Genomic DNA, 20,503 nt, shown 5'->3' with positions numbered 1-20,503 from the left:
GACCATCCATGATTGCCGACCGTATCCGTCGCCCCGCGCTCCTCGACAAGATCACCACGGCGGAGGCCGCCGCCGCCCTGATCAAGGACGGAATGATCATCGGCATGAGCGGCTTTACCCGAGCCGGCGACGCCAAGGCCGTGCCAATCGCCATGGCGGAGCGCGCCAGGACGGATCCGTTCAAGATTACCCTGATCACCGGCGCGTCGCTGGGGCATGATGTCGATCGCATTCTGACGGAGGCGCATATCCTGGCCCGGCGGATGCCGTTCCAGGCCGACCGGACGTTGCGGGCGGCCATCAACCGCGGGGAGGTGATGTTCATCGACCAGCATCTGTCGGAGACGGTGGAGCACCTGCGCTCGAACCAGCTCGGGCCGATCGATTACGCTATCATCGAAGCGGCGGCGATCACCGAGGATGGCGGCATCGTTCCCTCGACCTCCGTGGGAAATTCCGCGAGCTTTGCGGTGCTGGCCAAGAAGATCATCATCGAGATCAACCTCAGCCAGCCGGCCGAGCTGGAGGGGCTGCACGACATCTACTTTCCCGGACGACGTCCGTCGCGCGTGCCGATCCCGGTTGTTGCCTGCGACAGTCGCGTCGGCTTTTCCTATGTGCCGATCGATCCCGACAAGATCGTCGCGATCGTCGTCACCGACGAGAAGGACAGTGCGTCTTCGATCGAGGTGCCAGATGCCGACACGGATGCGATCGCCGGGCATCTGATCCGGTTCTTCGAGGACGAGGTGGCCAAGGGGCGGCTAGACCTGACGCTGCATCCTTTGCAGGCCGGGATAGGCTCCATCGCCAACTCCGTGCTCAGCGGGCTTGCCAAAGGCCCGTTCCACCACCTGCGCATGTACAGCGAGGTGTTGCAGGACAGTACCTTCGATCTCTTCGACGCCGGGAAGCTCGTCTTCGCCTCCGGGTCGTCGATCACCCTGTCGACGGCCTGCGCGGAGCGGGTCTTTGCCGACTTCCACAGGTACAAGGAGCACATCGTCCTCAGGCCGCAGGAAATCAGCAATCATCCGGAGGTCATCCGCCGCCTGGGCGTCATCGGCATCAATACGGCGCTGGAATTCGACATCTACGGGAACGTCAATTCGACCCATGTCGGCGGCACGCATATGATGAACGGCATCGGCGGTTCAGGCGATTTTGCACGCAACGCCTATCTGTCGATCTTCGTCACCAAGTCTCTGGCCAAGGGCGGACGGATTTCCTCCGTTGTCCCGATGGTCCCGCATGTCGATCACACCGAGCACGACGTGGACATCTTGGTCACCGAGCAGGGACTGGCGGATCTTCGCGAACTGGCGCCACGGGAGCGCGCCCTGCAGATCATCGAGCACTGTGTTCATCCCGATTTCCAGGAAGCACTCTCCGACTACTTTGGCCGCGCCTGCGCTCGAGGTGGCCATACGCCACATCTTCTGGAAGAGGCACTGTCCTGGCATGAGCAGGCTCGAACGATGGGCACGATGGTGCCAACGACGTAGGTGCAGGATTGAGGCAATTGACAGCCTGCATCTGGTAATTCCGGGCTGAAGCGCTAGTTTCCTGCCGTCATGAAGCCTGCCGCGAGATGTAACGTTTGTCTTGAGCCGGGTGGACGACGTCAACGCCGCCCGCCGGGATCTTTCAATGACCGCGTCCGCAACCGCATTTCTCAACCATGACGGCGAACTTGCCCGGCTGATCGCCGCGTTCGACTGGAGCGGCACGTCGCTGGGGGCGATCACTCAGTGGCCCGAGGGGACCAAGGCCGTGGTCTCGCTCATCCTGCAGTCTCCCGTTCCGATCGTAACCCTGTGGAACGAGGATGGGGTGATGATCTACAACGACGCCTATTCCGTGTTCGCGGGCGGACGACACCCGCAACTTCTTGGCTCCAAGGTGCGCGAGGGCTGGCCCGAAGTTGCAGAGTTCAACGACAATGTCATGAAAGTCGGGTTGACCGGTCAAACTCTCGCCTATGCCGACCAGGAGCTGACGCTCCACCGGCGCGGGGCTCCGGAGCAGGTCTGGATGAACCTCGACTACTCGCCGATCATGGACGATTCCGGCGCCCCCGTCGGCGTCATGGCCGTCGTCGTCGAGACTACAGGCAAGGTGCGGGCGGAACGGCAACTGCGTGGAGAACGCGAGCGGCTGCGCAAGATGTTTGAGCAGGCGCCCGGGTTCATGGCGACCCTAGTCGGTCCGGATCATGTGTTCGAGGAAGCGAATTCTGCCTATCTGTCGCTGGTTGGCAACCGGCCGATCTTCGGCAAGCCGGTCCGGGAAGCCTTGCCGGAGATTGTCGGACAAGGCTTTGTCGAGATGCTTGACGAGGCGCGGGAGACGGGACAGCGCCATATCGGCCGCAGCGTACCTGTCGCGCTTGCGCGCACGCCCGGATCTCCTCCGGAAGAACGGTTCATAGACTTCGTATTCCAGCCGATTCTGGACGAAGGCGGTCACACAGAGGGGATTTTCGTTCAAGGGAACGATGTGACAGAGCAGCGCCGAGCGGAGTTCGCACTGCTGCGCGAAAAACGGCATCTTGAAGTTCTGAACAGACTGGGGGCGGAGCTTGCCGCGGAACTTGACGTGGAGAAGGTCGTCCAACTGACAACCGATGCAGCGGTCGAACTGACCGGCGCAGCTTTCGGAGCATTCTTTTACAATGTGTTCGATGAGACGGGCGAGAGCTACCGGCTCTATGCTCTCTCGGGCGTCGACCGAGCGGCATTCGAGAATTTTCCGATGCCGCGCAACACGCAGGTTTTCGCACCGACCTTCAAAGGCGAAGGCGTCGTCCGTTCCGGAGATATTCTCGCCGATCCGAAATACGGCCATTCGGCCCCGCATTTCGGAACGCCCAAAGACCATATCCCCGTTCGCAGCTATTTAGCCATTCCCGTGATTTCCCGGTCGGGCGAGGCCATCGGCGGACTGCTGTTTGGCCATCCGGAGCCGCACCGCTTCGAGGAGGAGCATGAACGACTGCTGGTCGGTGCTGCTGGCCAGGTCGCGATTGCGCTTGATAATGCACGGCTTTTTCAAGCGGCGCAGAACGAGCTGGCCGAGCGGCGGCGCGCAGAAGAAGCTTTGCAGGAGCTCAATGCCCGCCTCGAGCAGAAGGTCGCGGAAGAAATCTCCGAGCGCCTGAAAGCTGAGGAGGCGTTGCGGCAAAGCCAGAAGATGGAGGCTCTCGGGCAACTGACTGGAGGCGTCGCCCATGACTTCAACAACCTGCTGCAGGTGATTTCCGGCAATCTGCAGCTTCTGTCCCGCGATGTCGCGGGCAACGACCGGGCCGGACAACGGGTCGAGAACGCTCTGTCCGGCGTCCAGAGAGGGAGCAAGCTCGCCAGCCAGTTGCTGGCGTTCGGGCGCCGCCAGCCGCTGGAACCGAAGGTGGTCAATGTCGGCCAGCTCCTGCGCGGCCTGGATGATCTGCTGCGGCGGACGCTCGACGAGGACATCGACATCGACATCGTTACGGACGGCGATCTCTGGAACACGTTCCTCGATCCGACGCAGATCGAGAACGCTCTGCTGAATCTGGCCATCAATGCTCGTGACGCCATGGACAACGGCGGCAAGTTGACCATCACGGCAAGCAATGCGGTTCTCGATCAGGTCTATACCAGGCAGGCAACGGATGTTGCTCCCGGAGACTATGCCCTGTTGACGGTTGCCGATACCGGAACCGGGATGAGCCAGGACGTGCTTGCGCAGGTCTTCGAACCATTCTTCTCGACGAAACCGGTGGGAAAAGGGACCGGCCTCGGGCTGTCCATGGTCTACGGCTTCGTCAAGCAATCCGGCGGGCACATCAAGATCGACAGCGAAGTCGGCCAAGGAACGACGGTAAAGCTGTACTTCCCCCGCATTCGTCGCCGGGAGGATGCCATCGCGGCTCCCGATGACGGGGCCATTGCCGGCGGGACCGAAACAATTCTTGTCGCCGAAGATGACGAGCAGGTCAGGGCAACGGTCGTGGAGATGCTCAGCGATCTCGGCTACCGTGTCCTGAAGGCGAAGGATGCGGCTGCGGCGCTCCAGGTTGTCGAGAGCGGGGAGGCGCTCGACCTCGTCTTCACCGACGTTGTCATGCCAGGGCCAGTCAAAAGCACGGAACTGGCCCGCAGGGTGCACGAGCTCTGTCTAGACACCGCCGTCCTGTTCACCTCCGGATACACCCAGGATTCGATCGTCCATGACGGCCGCCTCGACGCAGATGTCGATCTCCTGTCCAAGCCGTACTCGCGGGAAGCGCTGGCACGCAAGGTGCGTCAGGTGCTGAACAATCAACTACATCGCAATCGTACCCGCGCCACAGCCGAGACCGGCGATGCGGCTGCCACGAAACTGGATCCTACTGCCATGCCTGTCTACCGCGTTCTGCTTGTCGAAGACGACTTCCTGATCCGCATGAGTACTGCTGACATGCTGGCTGACTTGGGCCATCAGGTCGAAGAGGCAGCCAATGCCGAGGAAGCGCTGACGTTGCTGGAGAGCGGCAGCTTCGACATCCTGATGACCGACTATGGTCTTCCGGGCCTTAGTGGTGGCGAATTCGCACGCAAGGCCCGGAGCCTTGCGCCCGAGATTGGCGTTGTCTTCGCCACGGGAAGAGACCGGATCCCGGACGATGGGGCCGTGGAGGGCGCTGTGCTATTGAAGAAGCCGTTTGTCACCGAGGAAATCGCACGCGCATTTTCCGAGATGCGCAGCGCGAAGGTCTGATCGTCCAGGCGCCGAGCGCCCGGGCGGCGGCTCTCTTCACCACCAATGATGGAAGTGATGCACGGGCCCGTGCCCGGCTCCGACCGACAGGTCATCCGCGCGGGCAATCGCTGCGGCGATATAGGCTTTTGCCTCCGTCACCGCCTGCAGCGGGTCCAGTCCTTTTCCGAGCTCGGCCGTGATGGCGCTTGATAGCGTGCAGCCGGTGCCGTGGGTATTGCGCGTCTCGCTCCGCCTGCCTTCCAGCCAGGTGAGCCGGCTCCCGGTAGCGAGCACGTCTGGACTTTCGTCTGACGGAAGATGGCCTCCCTTTATCAAAACCGCACGTGGCCCCAGCGCCAAAAGCCTTTCGGCCTGACGGGCCATCGTTGTTCGATCCCCGGCCTCCGCTTCGCAGAGCAGCGCGGCGGCCTCCGGCAAATTGGGGGTGATCAGGGTCGCGAGCGGAAGCAGCCGCCGGTTCAGGGCCTCCACTGCATCCGCGGCCAGAAGCGAGGCGCCGCCCTTGGCGACCATCACCGGATCGACGACAATCGGAACGCCCTCGCCATGTTTCGAGAGGGCATCGGCCACGGCTTCGGCAATCTCGGCCGTTGCGATCATTCCGATCTTGACCGCATCCACACGGACGTCTGCGAAGACGGCGCGGATCTGATCGGCGACGAAGGATGCCGGCACGAGATGCACGCCGGACACTCCTTGGGTGTTCTGGGCTGTCAACGCCGTGATCACGGCCATGCCGTAGGTACTCCGCGCGGCAAACGTCTTCAGGTCCGCCTGAATGCCGGCACCACCGGACGGATCAGAGCCTGCGATGGACAGGATATTTGCGATCATCGGCGCGCCTCCTCGATTTCCAGGGCAAGAGAACGGGCCGCGGTCTCCGGATCCGGCTGGCCGCAAATGGCCGACACCACGGCAAGGCCATGCGCTCCGGCTGCAAGAACCGGCGCGGCGTGCCCCTGTTTCAGCCCGCCGATGGCGACGGCGGGGACGGGCGCTACGGCCACGATACGCGCGAGGCCATCGAAGCCTATCGGCGTCTTGTGGTCCGGCTTGGTGCCCGTGGCAAAGACCGGGCCGATGCCGACGTAGTCGACGAGACCCGCGTCCACCCGGCGCGCCAGTTCCACCGTCTCCACCGAAACTCCGAGGATCATCGTCTCTGGAATGCGTCGGCGTACTGCCGCGGCGGCAAGGTCGCTCTGGCCGACGTGGATGCCCTGGGCGCCGAGCGCGATGGCAGCCTCAACGTCATCGTTGATGATCAGGGGAACACCGGTACCGGCAAGCGCCTGCTGCAGCGCCCGACCGGTTTCGATCATGGCAGAGGTGGCCGCCGTCTTGTCCCGCAACTGCACCATGGTCACGCCACCGGCAACGGCCATTCTTGCGGTTTCCACCATTCCGATCCCGCGGCAGAGTTCGGGATCGAGCACCAGGTAAAGAGAGAGATCAAAGCGCTTCATAGCATGGTGATCCTTGCTTCGGCATCGAACCTCTCGCTGCCGAGCGCCGACAGAGCATCCAGAAACAGGGGCTGGAAGGATCCCGGGCCGCGGGCCTGTCCTCCGGCATCCTCGCCGCTGACGGCAAAGAGCGCGAGTGCTGCGATCGTCGCCTCGAAGGGCTGGTCCGGGGTGCTGGCGGCGAAGGCGCCGACCAGGCAGGTGAGCGCGCAGCCCAGTGCCGTCACCTTCGGCATCAGCGGCGACCCTCCTTCGATCATGGCGGATCTGGTGCCGTCGGTGACGAAATCGACATCACCCGTCACGGCGACGACGCACCCATGGCGTCGTGCCAGCGTCAGCGCAGCGTTCCGTGCCGTCGTGGCACTGTCGCCGCTATCGACGCCCTGGCCACGGGATGCTTCGCCAGCCAAGGCCATGATTTCGGAGGCATTGCCGCGCAGGATGGTGGGCTCCAGCGCCATCAGCTCAGCGACGACCCGCCTGCGGAAGCCGGTGGCGTAGTGGGCGACAGGATCAAGTACCCAGGGCTTTCCCGCGCCATTGGCCGCGTTCGCCGCTGCCAGCATGCCGGCCACGCCGCCGGCCCAGAGCGTACCGATGTTGATCGTCACGGCACCGGCGATCTGGGCGAACTCTCCAGCCTCTTCCTCGGCGCTGACCATAGCGGGCGATGCGCCCGCCGCGAGCAGTACATTGGCCGCTATGTTCATCGCTACATCGTTGGTGATGCATTGGACCAAGGGGTTGGTCTGGCGCATCCCCCCGAGAAGCTTGCCGCAAGAGGGTGTTGATATCGTCACTGGAAATGCCCTTTCTTGCGGGGCAGGCGCAGGCGCCATTTCTGAATTGCGCCGATGCGACTCCCTCCGCCAGCATGATCTGGTTCAGGTTCAAAGGGTCCATCTCAGCCCGCAATCGCGGACGCCCCTGTCAACGCGGAGATTTACAGGAAACGCTCCGATTGTCACCTGCCAATCCGGGCGATCCGGAAGCGTCTAGGCACTCTCGATGTCGCGGAGCAAGGCGAAGGCCTCATATGGCCGCAGGGTTACAGTTTCGCCGATCACGTCTCTATCGGCATAATTGCCGATGAGGCAGCGCCCACGCCCCTGCAACTCATCCGGGATCGTCACGGTCACCTCGTGCGGCCTGAAGTTGGCGAGAACGACCAGACGGTCGCCTTCCAGCGTTCGGCTATAGACAAAGACATCCTGGTGTTGATCGAGCCAGGACTGGTAGCGGCCGTAGACGATGACCTGATGGTGCTTTCGCAGCTCGATCAGCTTCCGGTAATGGCTCCAGATCGACTGGTCGTCGCCGACCTGCGTCTCGGCGTTCACGGTCGAGAAATTGGGATTCACCTCGATCCAAGGCGAGCCGGTAGTGAAGCCGCCCTGCGACGCACTGCTCCATTGCATCGGCGTGCGGGCATTATCGCGTCCGCTTTCATTGGCGCCCCGAATGAAATCGTCGGGAGACAAACCCGCCTCGACATGCAGACGGTGCATGTTGAGCGTCTCTATGTCCTTGTACTGATCGATCGAGGTGAACGGGACGTTGGTCATGCCGATCTCCTCACCCTGATAGACGAAGGGCGTGCCCTTCATCAGGTGCAGAACAGTTGCCAACATTTTCGCTGATTCCACGTGGAAGCCGGTGGTATCGCCATAGCGGGAGACGGCGCGTGGCAGGTCGTGATTGCCCCAGAACAGGGAGTTCCAGCCATCGTCGGCGAGCGCCGTCTGCCATTTGCCGAAGACGGCCTTCAGCGCAACGAGGTCAAACGGCCTTGGCCGCCACTTGCCGTAGGTCTCGTCCCAGAACTGGGTGACGTGCTCGAACTGGAAGACCATCGACAGTTCCTGCCGGTCTCGACCGGAGTAGAGCAGAGCGGATGTAGGCGTAGCGCTCCACGCCTCTCCCACGGTCAGCACGTCGCGGCTGCCGAAGGTCTCGCGGTTCATTTCCTGCAGATAGTCATGCAGATGCGGGCCGTCACTGGTGATACCGGCATCCACCTGCTTTCCGATCAGGTCGATGACGTCCATCCTGAAGCCGGCGATGCCGCGGTCGAGCCACCAGTTCATCATGCGGTATATTTCTGCCCGCACCTTCGGGTTTTCCCAGTTGAGGTCCGGCTGACGGCGCGAAAAGAGGTGCAGGTAGTATTCGCCGGTCTGCGGATCCAGCGTCCAGGCGGGACCGCCAAAGGTCGATTCGAGCGCGCTCGGCAGTCCGCCTTCCGCAGACGGTCGGCGCCAGACGTAGTAGTCGCGGTAGGGACTATCAGGCGAGCTTCGCGCTTCCCGAAACCAAGGATGCTCGTCGGATGTGTGGTTGACCACGAGGTCCAGAACGATGCCGATGCCGCGCTTCCTTGCCTCGACGACCAGTCGATTGAAATCGGCGAGCGTACCGAATTCCGGGGCAACGCCCTGGTAATCGGAGATGTCGTAGCCGTTGTCGTCCATCGGGGAGGTGAAGATCGGCGAGAGCCAGATCACCGTTATGCCGAGCGACTGAAGGTAATCCAGCCTGGAGATGATGCCAGGGATGTCGCCTACGCCATCGCCATCGCTGTCGCAGAAACTGCGGGGATAGATCTGGTAGACGGTGGCGGTGTGCCACCATTTGCGGTCGATCGCCGGCGTCGCAAGCGGCTGGGGTGCTGGCTGGCTCATGGACGGTCTCCGTTGCGGGGCTGTCGCAAACGAACGCTGCACAGCAGTCAGGGTTCCGCATGTCGGGAACATCAGTCTGGGCGGATGGTTGGAGGACTCGACACAACCGCAAGGAGGTTCCGATGAACAGCAAGCTCCCACCAGTCCCGGAAGAAAACCGCAGCCACAAGGGCTCAGGCGAACCGGCAACAGCGAACCCATCCGAGGCTGGCGCGATTGACCCTGGCGACAAAAACTTCGACAAGCAGGGTCAGCAGGGCAACACCAAGGTCAATACCACGAACCAGGGTTACCAGCAGGACCGTTGAAGCGTCAGTTCTCGGCTGCAGGCCATGCCGACGATTTCGGCATCTCAAGCCAGTTCTTGTGCCTGATCCGAGGACGCTGTGGCGGCCTCGCTCGCTTCATCACTGCTGCAAACGCGATTGCGCCCGCCTTGTTTAGCCCGGTAGAGGGCGCGATCGGCCCGGCGTAACAGTTCATCGGTGGTGGTTTTCTCGTCGGGCTCAAGGCTGAGGGCGCCGATGCTGATCGTCTGTCTTTGGGGGCTACCAGCAAGCGATGAGAGGTCCATCAACTTCACCGCCATCCTTGCTTGTTCGGCCGCGCGCAGAGCTTCCGTCGAGCCGGTGCCGGGCATCAGGACTGCGAATTCCTCTCCGCCGTAGCGTGCCACCAGACTTCCTTCGGCCCAATCACAGGACGCCAGGGCCGCGGCCACCTTCTTCAGGCATGCGTCTCCCATCTGATGCCCATAGCTGTCGTTGAACAGCTTGAAGTGGTCCACATCAATCAGCAGCAAGGAGAGCGGCTGCCTCTTCTCCGCGGCTTGTCTCAGGGAGGATGCCAGCTGCTCGTCGAGCTGACGTCGATTGGCAAGGCCAGTCAGACTGTCGGTGGTGGCAAGGACTGCGAGCCTCACGTTGGCATTCTCCAGCTCGCTATTCTTTTCCAGGATCTGCTCGAGCAGCATCTCGGACAACCGCTCAGCCTTCAACTGCCGCAGCCGCAGCTTCACCATCATGACAATGAACGAGATCAGGAAGACCAGGTAGACAAGCGCGGCGGGCGCCATGAGATAGGTGCCATCGAGAAAGGCTGCAGCGCTTATCGGACCGAGAATGAGCAGAAGGTTCAAGACGGCCGTCCCCGGCATCATGTAGGCCCGCGCGGCGACGCCCTGGGCGATGGCGCAGGCGACCGCCACAACAAGCAACTGCGTACCTTGCGTGGCGCCCATCAGGAGCACGCCTCCAGCCGCACCATAGCTGGCACAGGAAAACAGCGAGCCTGCCACGAAACGGTGGATCCACGCCTTTTGAAGGAGGTCTGCATCGCGCCGAGTGTAGTGCCACTGAAGCGTTGCCCTTAGTGCAAGTGATATCAGCACCGCTGCGAAGGCAATGAGGGCATTCAGCTTGGACCCAGCCATGGTGGCAGCGTTGATGGCTGCGAGCATCATCCCTGCAGTGGCCGCAAGGTGCGGCGTGAGGCTGAAGAGCTCCGCCAGCGTCTCCTGCTTCTGCTGATCCGAACTGATTTCGGCGCCGGAAAAAGCAAAGGGATTCAGCATGGATAGTGTCGGCATAGTCATCACTCCGCTACCCATGACTTAGCGATCGGTTGTTAACGGAACGTAAGGAGTCACCGGCATCTTGAGATTGGCACAGCTTTTTACCGGCCGCTGCGTTGAAACGTCCAGAGGCTAGCGCAACAGGCTTTGACCACCGTCAACAAAGATGGGAACACCGGTTACGTGACGGGCGCGGTGGGAAGCAAGGAAAAGGATGACGTCTGCCACGTCCACCGATGCACCAGCTTTGCCTTCGGTCAGCGGTATGTCGCCTTCCGACCATTCGACCGGGACTGCTGTCTCGTGTGCGTCCCTGATGTGGGTGTTGTCCTGGATATCCGTATCGATCTTGCCGGGGCAGACAGCATTGATGCGGATCTTGTGACGTCCGAGCTCTAGCGCAAGCTGCTGCACCATGGCCACCTGAGCAGCCTTCGTGGCCGAATATGCGGTCGCGCCCGGGGACGTAAATGTGCGGTTGCCGTTTATCGACGAGACGATGATGATCGAGCCGCCTCCGTGCGCCTTCATATGTGGCACCGTGGTGTTCAGCGTGAGATATGTGCCGCGGAGGTTGACGCGGATCGTCTGATCCCATTCCTCCGGCTTCAGATCGTCGATGGGCGCCCAGACGCCGTTGATGCCGGCATTTGCCACGACAATGTCCAGCCTTCCGTAGACCGCCACGATCTTCTCCACCGCAGCGTGCATGGCATCCTCTTCGGCAACGTCAGCATTCAGGGCAATTGCAGTGCCGCCCCTTGACGTGATTTCCGCCACCGTCTCGTCAAGCTCGCTGCGCGTACGACCAAGCACGCCGACTTTCGCACCTTCGCGTGCCAGCGTGACAGCCGTTGCCTTGCCGATGCCGGATCCGCCGCCGGTTACCAATGCTACCCGTGCCTGAAGTTCCATGCTGCTCAACTCTCTGCTGTTTGATGGCCGCCGTGCGGCGGCGCTCGGACGTGAGAGGATCGATCTACACGTCGAGACCGTGGTCCAGGAGCTCAAGCCCCTTCCGATATTTGTTGCCGTCAAGGCCCGCGCGTTCGGCTTCCCTCAGGTTGTCGGTGAGATCGGCGCGTTTCACCGTTCGCGCGAGCGCATCTCGTGCTCCGCGGCGGACAAGGTCGGCGTGATCCTCTCCCGGCCGTTTGGTTAGTGCGTTCACCGCTGCGATGACATCTTCGGCGAAGCCCGCCTGGCGCAGACGCGCCAGGCTCCAGTCCGGCGATCTTTCCAGGACGTCGTGAAGCCAGGCCACAGTTTTCTCCGCATCTCCAGACACAAAACCAGCGACCCGCGAGACATGGTCAATGACCAGTCCGCCGGTCTTTTTCGTCTGTCCCTGCAGAGACTGCTCCGCAATCTGTCGCGCCCTCTCGACACCCGCCGTCATGGCACTGTCCTCACGAGTCGGCTGGCCATGGCGGCTTCGAACAAGCGATCATATGGATCACGACAGAACAATCTCGCCGTCCTCCTCGCCTTGCCAATAGTGGATCCGAGTTGCGTGGACTTTGATCATTGCGATGCCCGGGGTCTCGATTCCGTTCTCGAACCATTTGTCGAGATCCGGGTTCCAATGGTCCTTAAATGCCGACCGGTCTCGAATGATCTCGGCTTTCCCTTCCACCGCGATCAGGAAGTGCTTGTCGCCCTGGAGGCCCAGAGAGACGTTGGCATCGCGCTCGATCTCGCCGACCATGTGGGAGTCTTCCCACGTGAAGTAGTAGGAGTCGCCATCGTAATCCACGTCGCGGTTGTTGCTCATCGGGCGGGCCGCGATGGCACCGTTTTCGGCGTGAGTGGACAACATCGTTATGTCAATATCGCGCATTACCGACGAAATGTCGGCCAGTGTCTTGCTGCTCATCAGGAAGCTCCTTTTTTGATGCGGCCACAACGGCAGGATCGGCGCATGTGTTCCGAAGTCGTGCCGGACAATTGAACTTGTCGGCGTTACGGGCGTTGTGGTGCCATCAATCTTGGAGGCTGATCTTGGACATTATCCGCATTCTGCTCGCATTTCTGCTGCCCCCGCTTGGGGTCTTTCTTCAAGTGGGGCTCGGCTTGCACTTCTGGCTCAACATTCTGCTGACGTTGTTCGGCTGGGTGCCAGGCATCATCCACGCCTTGTGGGTGATCCTGAAGAAGTAGGCCTTTATCGCAGCGGCAGGCTCACCAAGAGTTGAACCTGCCGCTGTACCAGGCCCTCACACCTGGAACCTCCTGTGTTAGGGTAGGCCACTGACGCTGCGAGGTGGCCATGCTTGCAACAATTGCATTGATGCTCAGTTTTTCGGCCGCACCGTCCCTGCTGGCTCAAACCACGGCGGTCGGTGAGGTGGACGTTGAGCTGGTTCTTGCCGTCGATGTCTCACGGTCCATGGATTACGAAGAAGTCCGAATACAGAGAGAGGGATATGTGGCCGCCCTCCGGCACCCCGACTTCTTCAATGCCGTCAGAAATGGCCTGATTGGCAAAATCGCCATCAGCTACTACGAATGGGCGGGCACTGTCGACGAAACCTCGGTGCTGGAGTGGCAGGTAATCGAGACTGCCGAAGACGCTCAAGCATTTGCTTCCAAGCTGGAAGATCGCCCCATCGCCACCCAACGGCGCACGTCCATCTCCGCGGCGATTGCCGAGGGTACCACGATGCTCCTCTCAAACGAATTCCGCGGTATGCGGCAGGTGATCGACATCTCAGGCGACGGACCCAACAATGTCGGGCAACCGGTTGCACCGGCGCGCGACAAGGCTGTTGACGCGGGTATCATCATCAACGGCTTGGCAATGATGCTGCGACCCTCCGGCGGCGCACCACTCGACAGCTATTATGAGGACTGCGTCACCGGAGGGCCCGGCTCCTTCGTACTGCCGGTCCACGAGATCGAGGATTTCGCCATCGCTGTTCGTCGCAAACTTGTCCTGGAGGTCAGCGGAAAAACGCCTGCCTCCGGCGTCCGCAAGGTCGCAGAAGACAGAACCGACTGCATGATCGGCGAGCGCCAGTGGCAGAACTACCTGGATCGGTAAACAGCGCCTCTTGTCTCCCGTCGAGCGGGCTCGTCCGAGACTCTCTTGCTTTTCGCGTCCATAGCCTGACGGGGCTTTGCCCAATCAGGTTGATCCAGACCGTGCCGATCTTTCCAATCGACACTCGTGTGCCTTGACGGTTACACGGCCGCGGCTACCTAACGTTCCATGGTAAAGCAAGACGTCGTGGGCGATCCGCTCTTTGAAGAACTCGCCGACAATGCTCCCGTCATGATATGGCGCGCCGGTACAGACAAGCTCCGCGATTTCGTCAACGCGCCGTGGTTGCAATTCACCGGCCGCCCGTTGGAGAAGGAGCTGGGTGCGGGGTGGTTGGAGGGCGTTCACCCGGACGATCTGGACCGTTGTCTTGAGGTCTATCGCGCCGCTCTCGACAGCCGCGAACCGTTCTCGACGGACTACAGGTTGCGGCGCCACGACGGTGCCTATCGGTGGGTCACCGACAATGGCAATCCATTCAACCGCAACGGCCAGTTTGCCGGCTATCTCGGGTCCTGCATCGACGTGCATGACCAGAGGGGAATCGAGAACGGCCAAAAGGATCTGCTCAGCGAGCTCAACCATCGGGTCAAGAACGTTCTGGCCACCGTACAGGCGCTGGTGCGGCAGAGCCTTTCGTCTGCTGCCATGCCGAAGGACGCGGAACAGCGCCTGACAACCCGTTTGATGGTGTTATCGACCACGCAGGAACTGCTGGCCGACAACGGCTGGCGGGGAGCAGAGCTGAAACGGCTCGCAGAACGCATTCTCCGCCTCACCGCTCCTGGTGCCGACCGAATCGTCGTCGATGGGCCGGAAGTCTTCCTGGTGCCGGCGCAGATGCAATCGCTCGCCATGGCGTTCGGTGAGCTTGGCCTCAACGCGCGCCAGCACGGCGCCTGGTCGTGCGGCGAGGGGCGAACAGAGCTTCGCTGGGAATGGCTTGAGCCGGACCGGCTTCACTTTCGGTGGCAGGAGTTCCATGGCCCGGCGGTCTCCATCCCGCAAAGACGTGGCTTCGGCCTGCGTCTCCTGCAGGGGATGCTGCCCGGCGAGGCGGGCGGCAAGACCGATATCCGGTTTGATCCCTCCGGTTTCTTCTGCGACGTAGCTTTGAACATTGCCAAACCGCCGGAAAGCAGTAGATCATCATGAAGCGGTCTGCGGCAGACGACGACATACTGACGGCAACCCCGGCAATCGCCTGATGCGTTTGAACATGGTGTGACCCGCGGAGAGAACCATGACATGACCCATCAATCCAGCCTGAGCCAGGGACAGGTTTCGCCAACATCGCAGGCCTCGCGACAGTTCCTTGTCGGCCTTGGCCGCGGCGGGGCCGGAGCCCTGATCTTTGGCCTTCCGATGCTGATGACGATGGAGCTGTGGTCGCTCGGCTTCTACATCGAGCGTTACCGGCTGCTTCTGTTGATGCTTGTCAACATACCTCTGCTTGTCATCCTCGCACAGCGGATCGGATTTGAGGAAACCTCCACCTGGCGCGAAGCCATACGGGACGCCACCGTCGCCTATGCCATTGCCATCGTCATGAGTGCTGTCGTCCTGTTCCTGCTCGGTATCGTCAAGCTCGAGGTGCCTGCCACCGAGATGCTTGGGAAGATCGCGATACAGGCTGTGCCCGCCAGCATCGGCGCGCTGCTCGGGCGCTCGCAGCTGGGCGGCCAGCAGGACGACGAGCCGTCGGAGGAGGAAGGCGAGACGGAGGGCGAAGTCATCACGAGCTACGGCCGCGAGCTTTTCCTGATGGCGATCGGCGCGCTGTTTCTCAGCCTGAACGTGGCGCCGACAGAAGAGATCATCCTCATCTCGTATAAGATGACGCCATGGCACGCTCTGGCCACCCTGGCGCTCTCCATCCTGATCATGCATGCCTTCGTCTATGCCGTCGCCTTCCGGGGCGCGCATCAGCTCAGCCGCGGCACCCCCCGCTGGCACGCCCTCGTGCGGTTCACATTGCCGGGCTATGTCATCGCGCTTGCCATCAGTCTCTACGTCCTCTGGACCTTCGGGCGACTGGACGACACTGCATCGACGCAAGTGCTGATGGCGGCGATTGTTCTCGGCTTTCCGGGCGCCATCGGCGCAGCCGCAGCCCGTCTGATCCTGTAGGAACCCCAGATGACGATTACCTCGAAGAGCCGCCATACGGAAGCGAGCAAGCCAGATTGGCTTGAATGGGTAACGGGCATCCTGTCGGCAATCCTCGTGCTGGGGATCGTGGGCTGGATCGCAGGCCAAGCCATCCTGGATCGGGATACGCCGCCCGAATTCCGGTCGACGATCCATTCCACCCAGGCTGTGGCCGGCGGATTCCGGGTCGAGTTCGAGTTGTTCAACGACGGATCGACCACGGCCGCCGCCGTGGAGGTGCGCGGCGAAGTGCTGAGTGGCGCCTCCGCCCTGGAAAGCGCCCAGGTCACCTTCGATTACGTTCCTGGGAAATCGAGTGCGCGGGGCGCACTTCTGTTTGCCGAGGACCCAGCCGGGGGAGAGATCCGGATCCGCGCCGTCGGCTATACCGATCCCTGAAGCCCATTCAATACGGTAGCCCGACGTAGTTTTCCGCCAGTGCGGTCGAGGCAGCCGTCGAATGCACCAGATAATCGAGCTCCGCTTCCTGGATCTTCTGGCCGAAGCCTTCAGTGTCCGGGAAACGGTGCAGCATCATGGTCATCGACCAAGAGAAACGCTCCGCCTTCCAGACGCGCTTCAGTGCCCGCGGCGAATAGGCCTCAATGCCTGCGGTCGACCGCTCGCCGTAAAACTCCTGCAGCCCTTCGAAGAGATAATGGACGTCGCTGGCGGCGAGGTTCAGGCCCTTGGCGCCGGTCGGCGGGACGATATGGGCTGCATCCCCGACCAGGAACAGCCTCCCGAAGCGCATCGGCTCGGCCACGAAGGATCGCAGTGGCGCGATGGATTTCTCGAATGAGGGCCCGGTGACCATGGCCTCGGCATGGGCTGGCGGCAGGCGACGGCGCAGTTCGTCGTAGAAGCGGTCGTCGCTCCAGTCCTCGATCTTCTCGTCCAGGGCGCACTGGACGTAATAGCGGCTGCGGGTTTCCGAGCGCATCGAGCAGAGGGCAAAGCCGCGCGGATGGTTGGCGTAGATCAGTTCGTGGCTGACTGGTGGCACGTCCGCTAGGATGCCGAGCCAGCCGAAGGGGTAGACCTTCTCGAAGGTCTTGATCGCCGCTTCAGGAACCGACTTGCGGCTGATGCCGTGGTAGCCGTCGCAGCCCGCAATGAAATCGCAGTCGATGCGGTGGGTCGTGCCGTCCATCTCGTAGGTGACATAGGGCTGGTCGCCTGCGAACTCGTGCGGCGTCACGTTGACAGCGTCATAGATCGTGACGCCCCCCGTCGCCTCGCGCTTGTCCATCAGGTCGTGGGTGACTTCCGTCTGGCCATAGACCGTCACGCGCTTGCCGGTCAGGCCGAAGAGGTCGATCCGGTGGTCCTGCCCGTCAAATGCCAAAAGAACGCCGTCGTGCGGCAACCCTTGCGCATGCATCCGGCCGCCGGCCTCGGCGCGGTCCATAAGGCCGACCATGCCCTCCTCGAGGACGCCGGCGCGCACACGGCCGAGAATGTAGTCCTTGCTCACGCGGTCGATGACGACGTTGTCGATGCCGGCATTGGTGAGCAACTGTCCGAGCAGCAGGCCCGAAGGCCCGGAGCCGATGATGGCGACCTGGGTGCGCATGTGATGGATCCTCCCTGAACTTGCGAAATGCTAATCGGCTGGAGGGGCAGCGGAAATGGACTTTCGCACCCTGTTATGGGACTATTGGAACATGGACAGGAGAGGCTTGCGATGGATCGGCAGGTTCCGACTTTCGACCTTTACGGCGAGCATGACGCGCAACGCCCTGATTTCTGGGTGCATTGCGAGACAATCGCCGCCCGCAGCAGCACCTATCAATGGGAAATAGGACTGCATCGCCACGAGCGGCTGTTCCAGCTCCTGTACATTCGAAACGGCGCCGGTGACGCCCTCTTCGAGGGGCGGACGGTTACGCTCGCGCCCCCATGCATCGTGGTGATGCCGCCTGGGATCAGCCACGGCTACCGTTTTTCCCGCGACGTGGAAGGTTTCGTCATCACCGTGGTCGCCGATCAGTTGCGGTTGATCGCTGAGCTTCAGAAGCGGCCTCAGGATTGGCTGACGACGCCCCACGTTCTGTCGCCTGAGGGGGAAGATGGCGGCTACATCGACGCGACCATCGTGCGTATTGCCGAAGAGTTCGAGGCACGTCGGACGGGCCGCAACGATCTCATCGATGCCTATATCACCACGGTGCTGATACTGATCGGCCGGCGTGCGGCGCCGCAACCAGCCGATGCCGGGAAGGATGCGCGCCAGCTCCGGGTCGAAACGTTGAAGGAGCTGATCGGCAGACATTTCCGCGAGCATCTGCCGGCAGCGCATTATGCCGGGCTTCTCAATCTTTCACCGACGCATCTAAACCGGATCGTGCGCGCCGTGACGGGAGCCTCGGTGCATGATCTCATCATGGCGCGTGTGATCGACGAGGCGCGGCGGGCGCTGGTGTTCACACCCTCCAGCATCCAGCAGGTCGCCGACACCCTCGGTTTTTCGGATGCCGCCTACTTTTCCCGCTGTTTCCGCAACAGGACGGGTCAGACCCCCGGTGCCTTCCGCCGAAGCGAGCGGCAGAAGCTCAGTGCGGCATGACTAGCGGATCAGGATTGCGCGGAAGTCATTGACGTTGGTGCCGGTCGGGCCGGTGACGAAGAGATCGCCGATCGCCTCGAAGCCGGAATAGCTGTCGTTGCCGGCGAGAAGTGAGCGACCGTCGAGGCCGTATGCTCGCAGGCGTCGGGCCGTCGTGCCATCGACGAAGGCGCCGGCGTTGTCCTGCGATCCGTCGATGCCATCGGTGTCGGCGGCAAGCGCGGTCACCGGAGAGCCATCGATTGCAAGGGCAAGCGCCAGAGCGAACTCGCCGTTGCGGCCGCCGCGGCCGACTTTACCGCGTAAGGTCACCGTCGTTTCGCCTCCCGACAGCAGAACCGCTGGGCGCGGGAAGGGCCGTCCCCGCAGGACAACCTCCCGGGCTAGCGCCGCATGCACCAGCGCCACATCGCGCGCTTCGCCTTCCATGGAGTCCGAGAGTATGACTGCCTGAAGACCGTGAGCTTGTGCAGCCTGTGCCGCCGCTTCCAGCGAGACGCCTGCCGAGGCGACGACATGATGTTGATTGCGGGCAAAAACCGGGTCATCCGGCTGCGGCGCATCGGCTGCGGAGGAGTGAAAGTGCGCGAGCACCCTGTCGGGCAGTTGCAGGCGATATTGCTGGATGACATCCAGGGCATCCTGTCGGGTCGTGACATCGGGGACGGTCGGACCGGAGGCGACGAAGGCGGGATTGTCTCCCGGTATGTCCGAGACGATGAGGGTCACAACCCGTGCTGCCGTGGCGGCAGCAAGACGCCCGCCCTTGATGGTGGAAAAATGCTTGCGCACGACGTTCATCGCCGAGATGGGGGCGCCGGAGGCGAGCAGCATCTCGTTCAGCGCGATCTCGTCGGCGAGATCGGAGCCTTCGGGCGGGGCGGGAAGGAGAGCGGAACCGCCGCCGCAGATCAGGGCGATGACGAGGTCGTCCTTGTCGAGGCTGCGGATGGTCGCCATCAGTCGACGGGCTCCGGCAAGGCCGGCCTCGTCGGGAACCGGATGAGCGGCTTCGACGATCTCAATGGAGCGGGTCGGACAGCCGTAGCCGTAGCGGGTGACGACGACGCCGGAGAGCGGCTGTGGCCACAGGCTTTCCAGCGCGGCCGCCATTTGCGCAGTACCCTTGCCAGCCCCGACCACGACGGTGCGCCCCTGTTGCGGCGGCTCGGGCAGATGCGCCCGAATGCCGGTCAGCGGATCGGCAGCCGCGACCGCGGCGCGGAAAAGCGCCGTTAGCAGATCCCTGTCATCCATCCAATCCTCCCTCACCAGCCGCCCACGCTCCCGGTCCGATCGCCCTGGTTGTTGCCGGAACAAACTCCGGGGCGACGGGTTGTCCGTGGAACCCTGCATCGAGGAGCACGAGAGCATGAGCGAATACCTCACGCAAGCCAGTTATCCGGGCGAAATCGATATCAACGGAAATCGCTCGCCTGCGTCCTACAAGCTCAAGGCCAGCAAGGAAGACGATGGGTCGATCCATGTTGCCATCAGTCTGACCGCACCACGCGACTGGCTTTTGAAGCACGGCTTCAGCCAGGAGGCGACGCTGCTGCGCAAGGGCGGCGAGACTGTTCCCGTGCGATCTGAAGATGCCGTGGACGTGACTGATAACGTCGCCATCACGCTGCGCGCCGACGACGTTGTGTGCGCTGACATGGACGAACTCAACCGTTCCTATCCGGAAGTCGCGGAGAGCTGATTTCTCGCGCACTTGGTCCTTCGCGCGACCGTGTATTCTCCCTCTTTAAAGGCGGGCTTTCGTGCTCCGTGGCGTGGCCAACAGAAGATTGGTCTCGCTGGCGGTAATGCCGGGCATCAGTCGGATGCGCCTCAGGACGCTGTCGAAGTCTGCCAGCGTGGCGGCGCCCAACTCTGCGATCAAATCCCAGCGGCCGTTCGTCGTGTGAATGGATGAAATCTCGGGGAGGGCACCCAGAGCGGAAATCACCCGATCCGTCACCCGGCCTTCGATCTCGATCATCATGATGCCGCGAACCGGCAGCTCCACCGCGTCGGCCCGCAGGATGACCGTGTAGCCGAGGATGCTGCCGTTTTCCTCCAGTTTCTCCATCCGGCCCCGCACCGTCGCGCGCGATACGCCGATTTCGATGGCCAGATCGGAAATGCTGCGACGAGCGTTGTGGCGCAACAGCGTGATCAGCTTGCCGTCAAGATCATCCATATCACTTTGCTCATTTCGACTGCCGTTTTGCTAACATCGGACCAGAAGATTGGCAATTCTGACTATTCAGATTGCCATGCCGA

Annotated in this window: 21 protein-coding genes and 1 riboswitch; of the genes, 10 read left to right on the top strand and 11 right to left on the bottom strand. The window is 62.1% G+C overall.

Translation table 11 applies throughout. The annotated features are described in order from the left end of the window. The first annotated feature begins 8 nt into the window (after window positions 1–8). Together scpC and M1E10_RS05660 are read left to right on the top strand one after the other, a co-directional pair. Window positions 9–1,505 carry an acetyl-CoA hydrolase/transferase family protein gene (gene scpC, locus M1E10_RS05665; protein WP_499175416.1) on the top strand — a complete coding sequence of 499 codons (1,497 nt, stop codon included), beginning with the start codon at window positions 9–11 and terminating at the stop codon, window positions 1,503–1,505. Between the two features lie 145 nt (window positions 1,506–1,650). Then, window positions 1,651–4,743 (top strand): response regulator, encoded by a 3,093-nt coding sequence (locus M1E10_RS05660; RefSeq protein WP_499175415.1) that lies wholly within the window; start codon window positions 1,651–1,653, stop codon window positions 4,741–4,743. A 36-nt stretch (window positions 4,744–4,779) separates the two neighbouring features. On the opposite strand, the gene thiD is transcribed toward M1E10_RS05660, so the two are convergent. From thiD to M1E10_RS05640, 4 genes are all read right to left on the bottom strand, one after another. Continuing rightward, window positions 4,780–5,580, bottom strand: a complete 801-nt coding sequence (thiD, locus tag M1E10_RS05655) for a hydroxymethylpyrimidine/phosphomethylpyrimidine kinase (RefSeq protein WP_499175414.1) — start codon at window positions 5,578–5,580, stop codon at window positions 4,780–4,782. Beyond that, entirely contained in the window at window positions 5,577–6,212 is a 636-nt protein-coding gene (thiE, locus tag M1E10_RS05650; RefSeq protein WP_499175413.1) for a thiamine phosphate synthase, read from the bottom strand. The genes thiD and thiE overlap by 4 nt, the downstream gene beginning before the upstream one ends. Beyond that, window positions 6,209–6,973, bottom strand: coding sequence for a hydroxyethylthiazole kinase (thiM, locus tag M1E10_RS05645; protein ID WP_499177091.1), 765 nt, complete (start codon window positions 6,971–6,973; stop codon window positions 6,209–6,211). Before thiM ends, thiE begins: the two co-directional genes overlap by 4 nt. A gap of 86 nt (window positions 6,974–7,059) precedes the next feature. After that, window positions 7,060–7,154: riboswitch (TPP riboswitch) on the bottom strand. Between the two features lie 56 nt (window positions 7,155–7,210). Further along, a complete protein-coding gene (locus M1E10_RS05640) occupies window positions 7,211–8,896 on the bottom strand; it encodes a glycoside hydrolase family 13 protein (RefSeq protein WP_499175412.1) in 1,686 nt (561 codons plus the stop codon). Window positions 8,897–9,018: 122 nt separating this feature from the next. Between M1E10_RS05640 and M1E10_RS05635 the strand changes: the two genes are divergently transcribed. After that, window positions 9,019–9,204, top strand: coding sequence for a hypothetical protein (locus M1E10_RS05635; protein WP_499175411.1), 186 nt, complete (start codon window positions 9,019–9,021; stop codon window positions 9,202–9,204). Between the two features lie 44 nt (window positions 9,205–9,248). Here M1E10_RS05635 and M1E10_RS05630 read toward each other — a convergent pair whose 3' ends face one another. The 4 genes from M1E10_RS05630 to M1E10_RS05615 all read right to left on the bottom strand — a co-directional run bounded on the left by M1E10_RS05630 (window position 9,249) and on the right by M1E10_RS05615 (window position 12,345). After that, entirely contained in the window at window positions 9,249–10,484 is a 1,236-nt protein-coding gene (locus tag M1E10_RS05630) for a GGDEF domain-containing protein (RefSeq protein ID WP_499175410.1), read from the bottom strand. Between the two features lie 117 nt (window positions 10,485–10,601). Further along, window positions 10,602–11,384 carry an SDR family oxidoreductase gene (locus M1E10_RS05625; protein ID WP_499175409.1) on the bottom strand — a complete coding sequence of 261 codons (783 nt, stop codon included), beginning with the start codon at window positions 11,382–11,384 and terminating at the stop codon, window positions 10,602–10,604. 64 nt (window positions 11,385–11,448) lie between these two features. Next, window positions 11,449–11,868 (bottom strand): HD domain-containing protein, encoded by a 420-nt coding sequence (locus M1E10_RS05620; RefSeq protein ID WP_499175408.1) that lies wholly within the window; start codon window positions 11,866–11,868, stop codon window positions 11,449–11,451. 57 nt (window positions 11,869–11,925) lie between these two features. Further along, window positions 11,926–12,345 carry a pyridoxamine 5'-phosphate oxidase family protein gene (locus M1E10_RS05615; RefSeq protein WP_499175407.1) on the bottom strand — a complete coding sequence of 140 codons (420 nt, stop codon included), beginning with the start codon at window positions 12,343–12,345 and terminating at the stop codon, window positions 11,926–11,928. A gap of 125 nt (window positions 12,346–12,470) precedes the next feature. Here M1E10_RS05615 and M1E10_RS05610 point away from each other — a divergent pair, with 125 nt between their 5' ends. From M1E10_RS05610 to M1E10_RS05590, 5 genes are all read left to right on the top strand, one after another. Beyond that, on the top strand, window positions 12,471–12,629 hold the full coding sequence (locus M1E10_RS05610) for a YqaE/Pmp3 family membrane protein (protein ID WP_037112597.1): 159 nt from the start codon (window positions 12,471–12,473) through the stop codon (window positions 12,627–12,629). A 109-nt stretch (window positions 12,630–12,738) separates the two neighbouring features. After that, window positions 12,739–13,512, top strand: coding sequence for a DUF1194 domain-containing protein (locus M1E10_RS05605; protein ID WP_499175406.1), 774 nt, complete (start codon window positions 12,739–12,741; stop codon window positions 13,510–13,512). Window positions 13,513–13,680: 168 nt separating this feature from the next. Continuing rightward, complete coding sequence (locus M1E10_RS05600; protein WP_499175405.1) at window positions 13,681–14,667, top strand: sensor histidine kinase; 987 nt, start codon at window positions 13,681–13,683, stop codon at window positions 14,665–14,667. 93 nt (window positions 14,668–14,760) lie between these two features. Continuing rightward, window positions 14,761–15,642 (top strand): TIGR02587 family membrane protein, encoded by an 882-nt coding sequence (locus M1E10_RS05595; protein WP_499175404.1) that lies wholly within the window; start codon window positions 14,761–14,763, stop codon window positions 15,640–15,642. Window positions 15,643–15,651: 9 nt separating this feature from the next. Beyond that, on the top strand, window positions 15,652–16,062 hold the full coding sequence (locus M1E10_RS05590; protein ID WP_499175403.1) for a TIGR02588 family protein: 411 nt from the start codon (window positions 15,652–15,654) through the stop codon (window positions 16,060–16,062). Window positions 16,063–16,069: 7 nt separating this feature from the next. On the opposite strand, the gene pobA is transcribed toward M1E10_RS05590, so the two are convergent. After that, window positions 16,070–17,239 (bottom strand): 4-hydroxybenzoate 3-monooxygenase, encoded by a 1,170-nt coding sequence (pobA, locus tag M1E10_RS05585; RefSeq protein WP_499175402.1) that lies wholly within the window; start codon window positions 17,237–17,239, stop codon window positions 16,070–16,072. 111 nt (window positions 17,240–17,350) lie between these two features. Between pobA and M1E10_RS05580 the strand changes: the two genes are divergently transcribed. Continuing rightward, entirely contained in the window at window positions 17,351–18,232 is an 882-nt protein-coding gene (locus tag M1E10_RS05580; protein ID WP_499175401.1) for a helix-turn-helix domain-containing protein, read from the top strand. On the opposite strand, the gene M1E10_RS05575 is transcribed toward M1E10_RS05580, so the two are convergent. Continuing rightward, window positions 18,233–19,489, bottom strand: coding sequence for a glycerate kinase type-2 family protein (locus M1E10_RS05575; RefSeq protein WP_499175400.1), 1,257 nt, complete (start codon window positions 19,487–19,489; stop codon window positions 18,233–18,235). 115 nt (window positions 19,490–19,604) lie between these two features. On the opposite strand from M1E10_RS05575, the gene M1E10_RS05570 reads away from it, so the two are divergent. Further along, the gene (locus M1E10_RS05570) at window positions 19,605–19,937 is read left to right on the top strand and encodes a hypothetical protein (RefSeq protein WP_499175399.1); all 333 of its coding nucleotides are present in this window, start codon (window positions 19,605–19,607) and stop codon (window positions 19,935–19,937) included. Window positions 19,938–19,982: 45 nt separating this feature from the next. Here M1E10_RS05570 and M1E10_RS05565 read toward each other — a convergent pair whose 3' ends face one another. Continuing rightward, window positions 19,983–20,420 (bottom strand): Lrp/AsnC family transcriptional regulator, encoded by a 438-nt coding sequence (locus tag M1E10_RS05565; protein ID WP_499175398.1) that lies wholly within the window; start codon window positions 20,418–20,420, stop codon window positions 19,983–19,985. Window positions 20,421–20,503 lie beyond the last annotated feature (83 nt).

This window comes from Rhizobium sp. PK7-22 (assembly GCF_056530405.1).
This window is presented reverse-complemented; position numbering and strand designations above follow the sequence as displayed.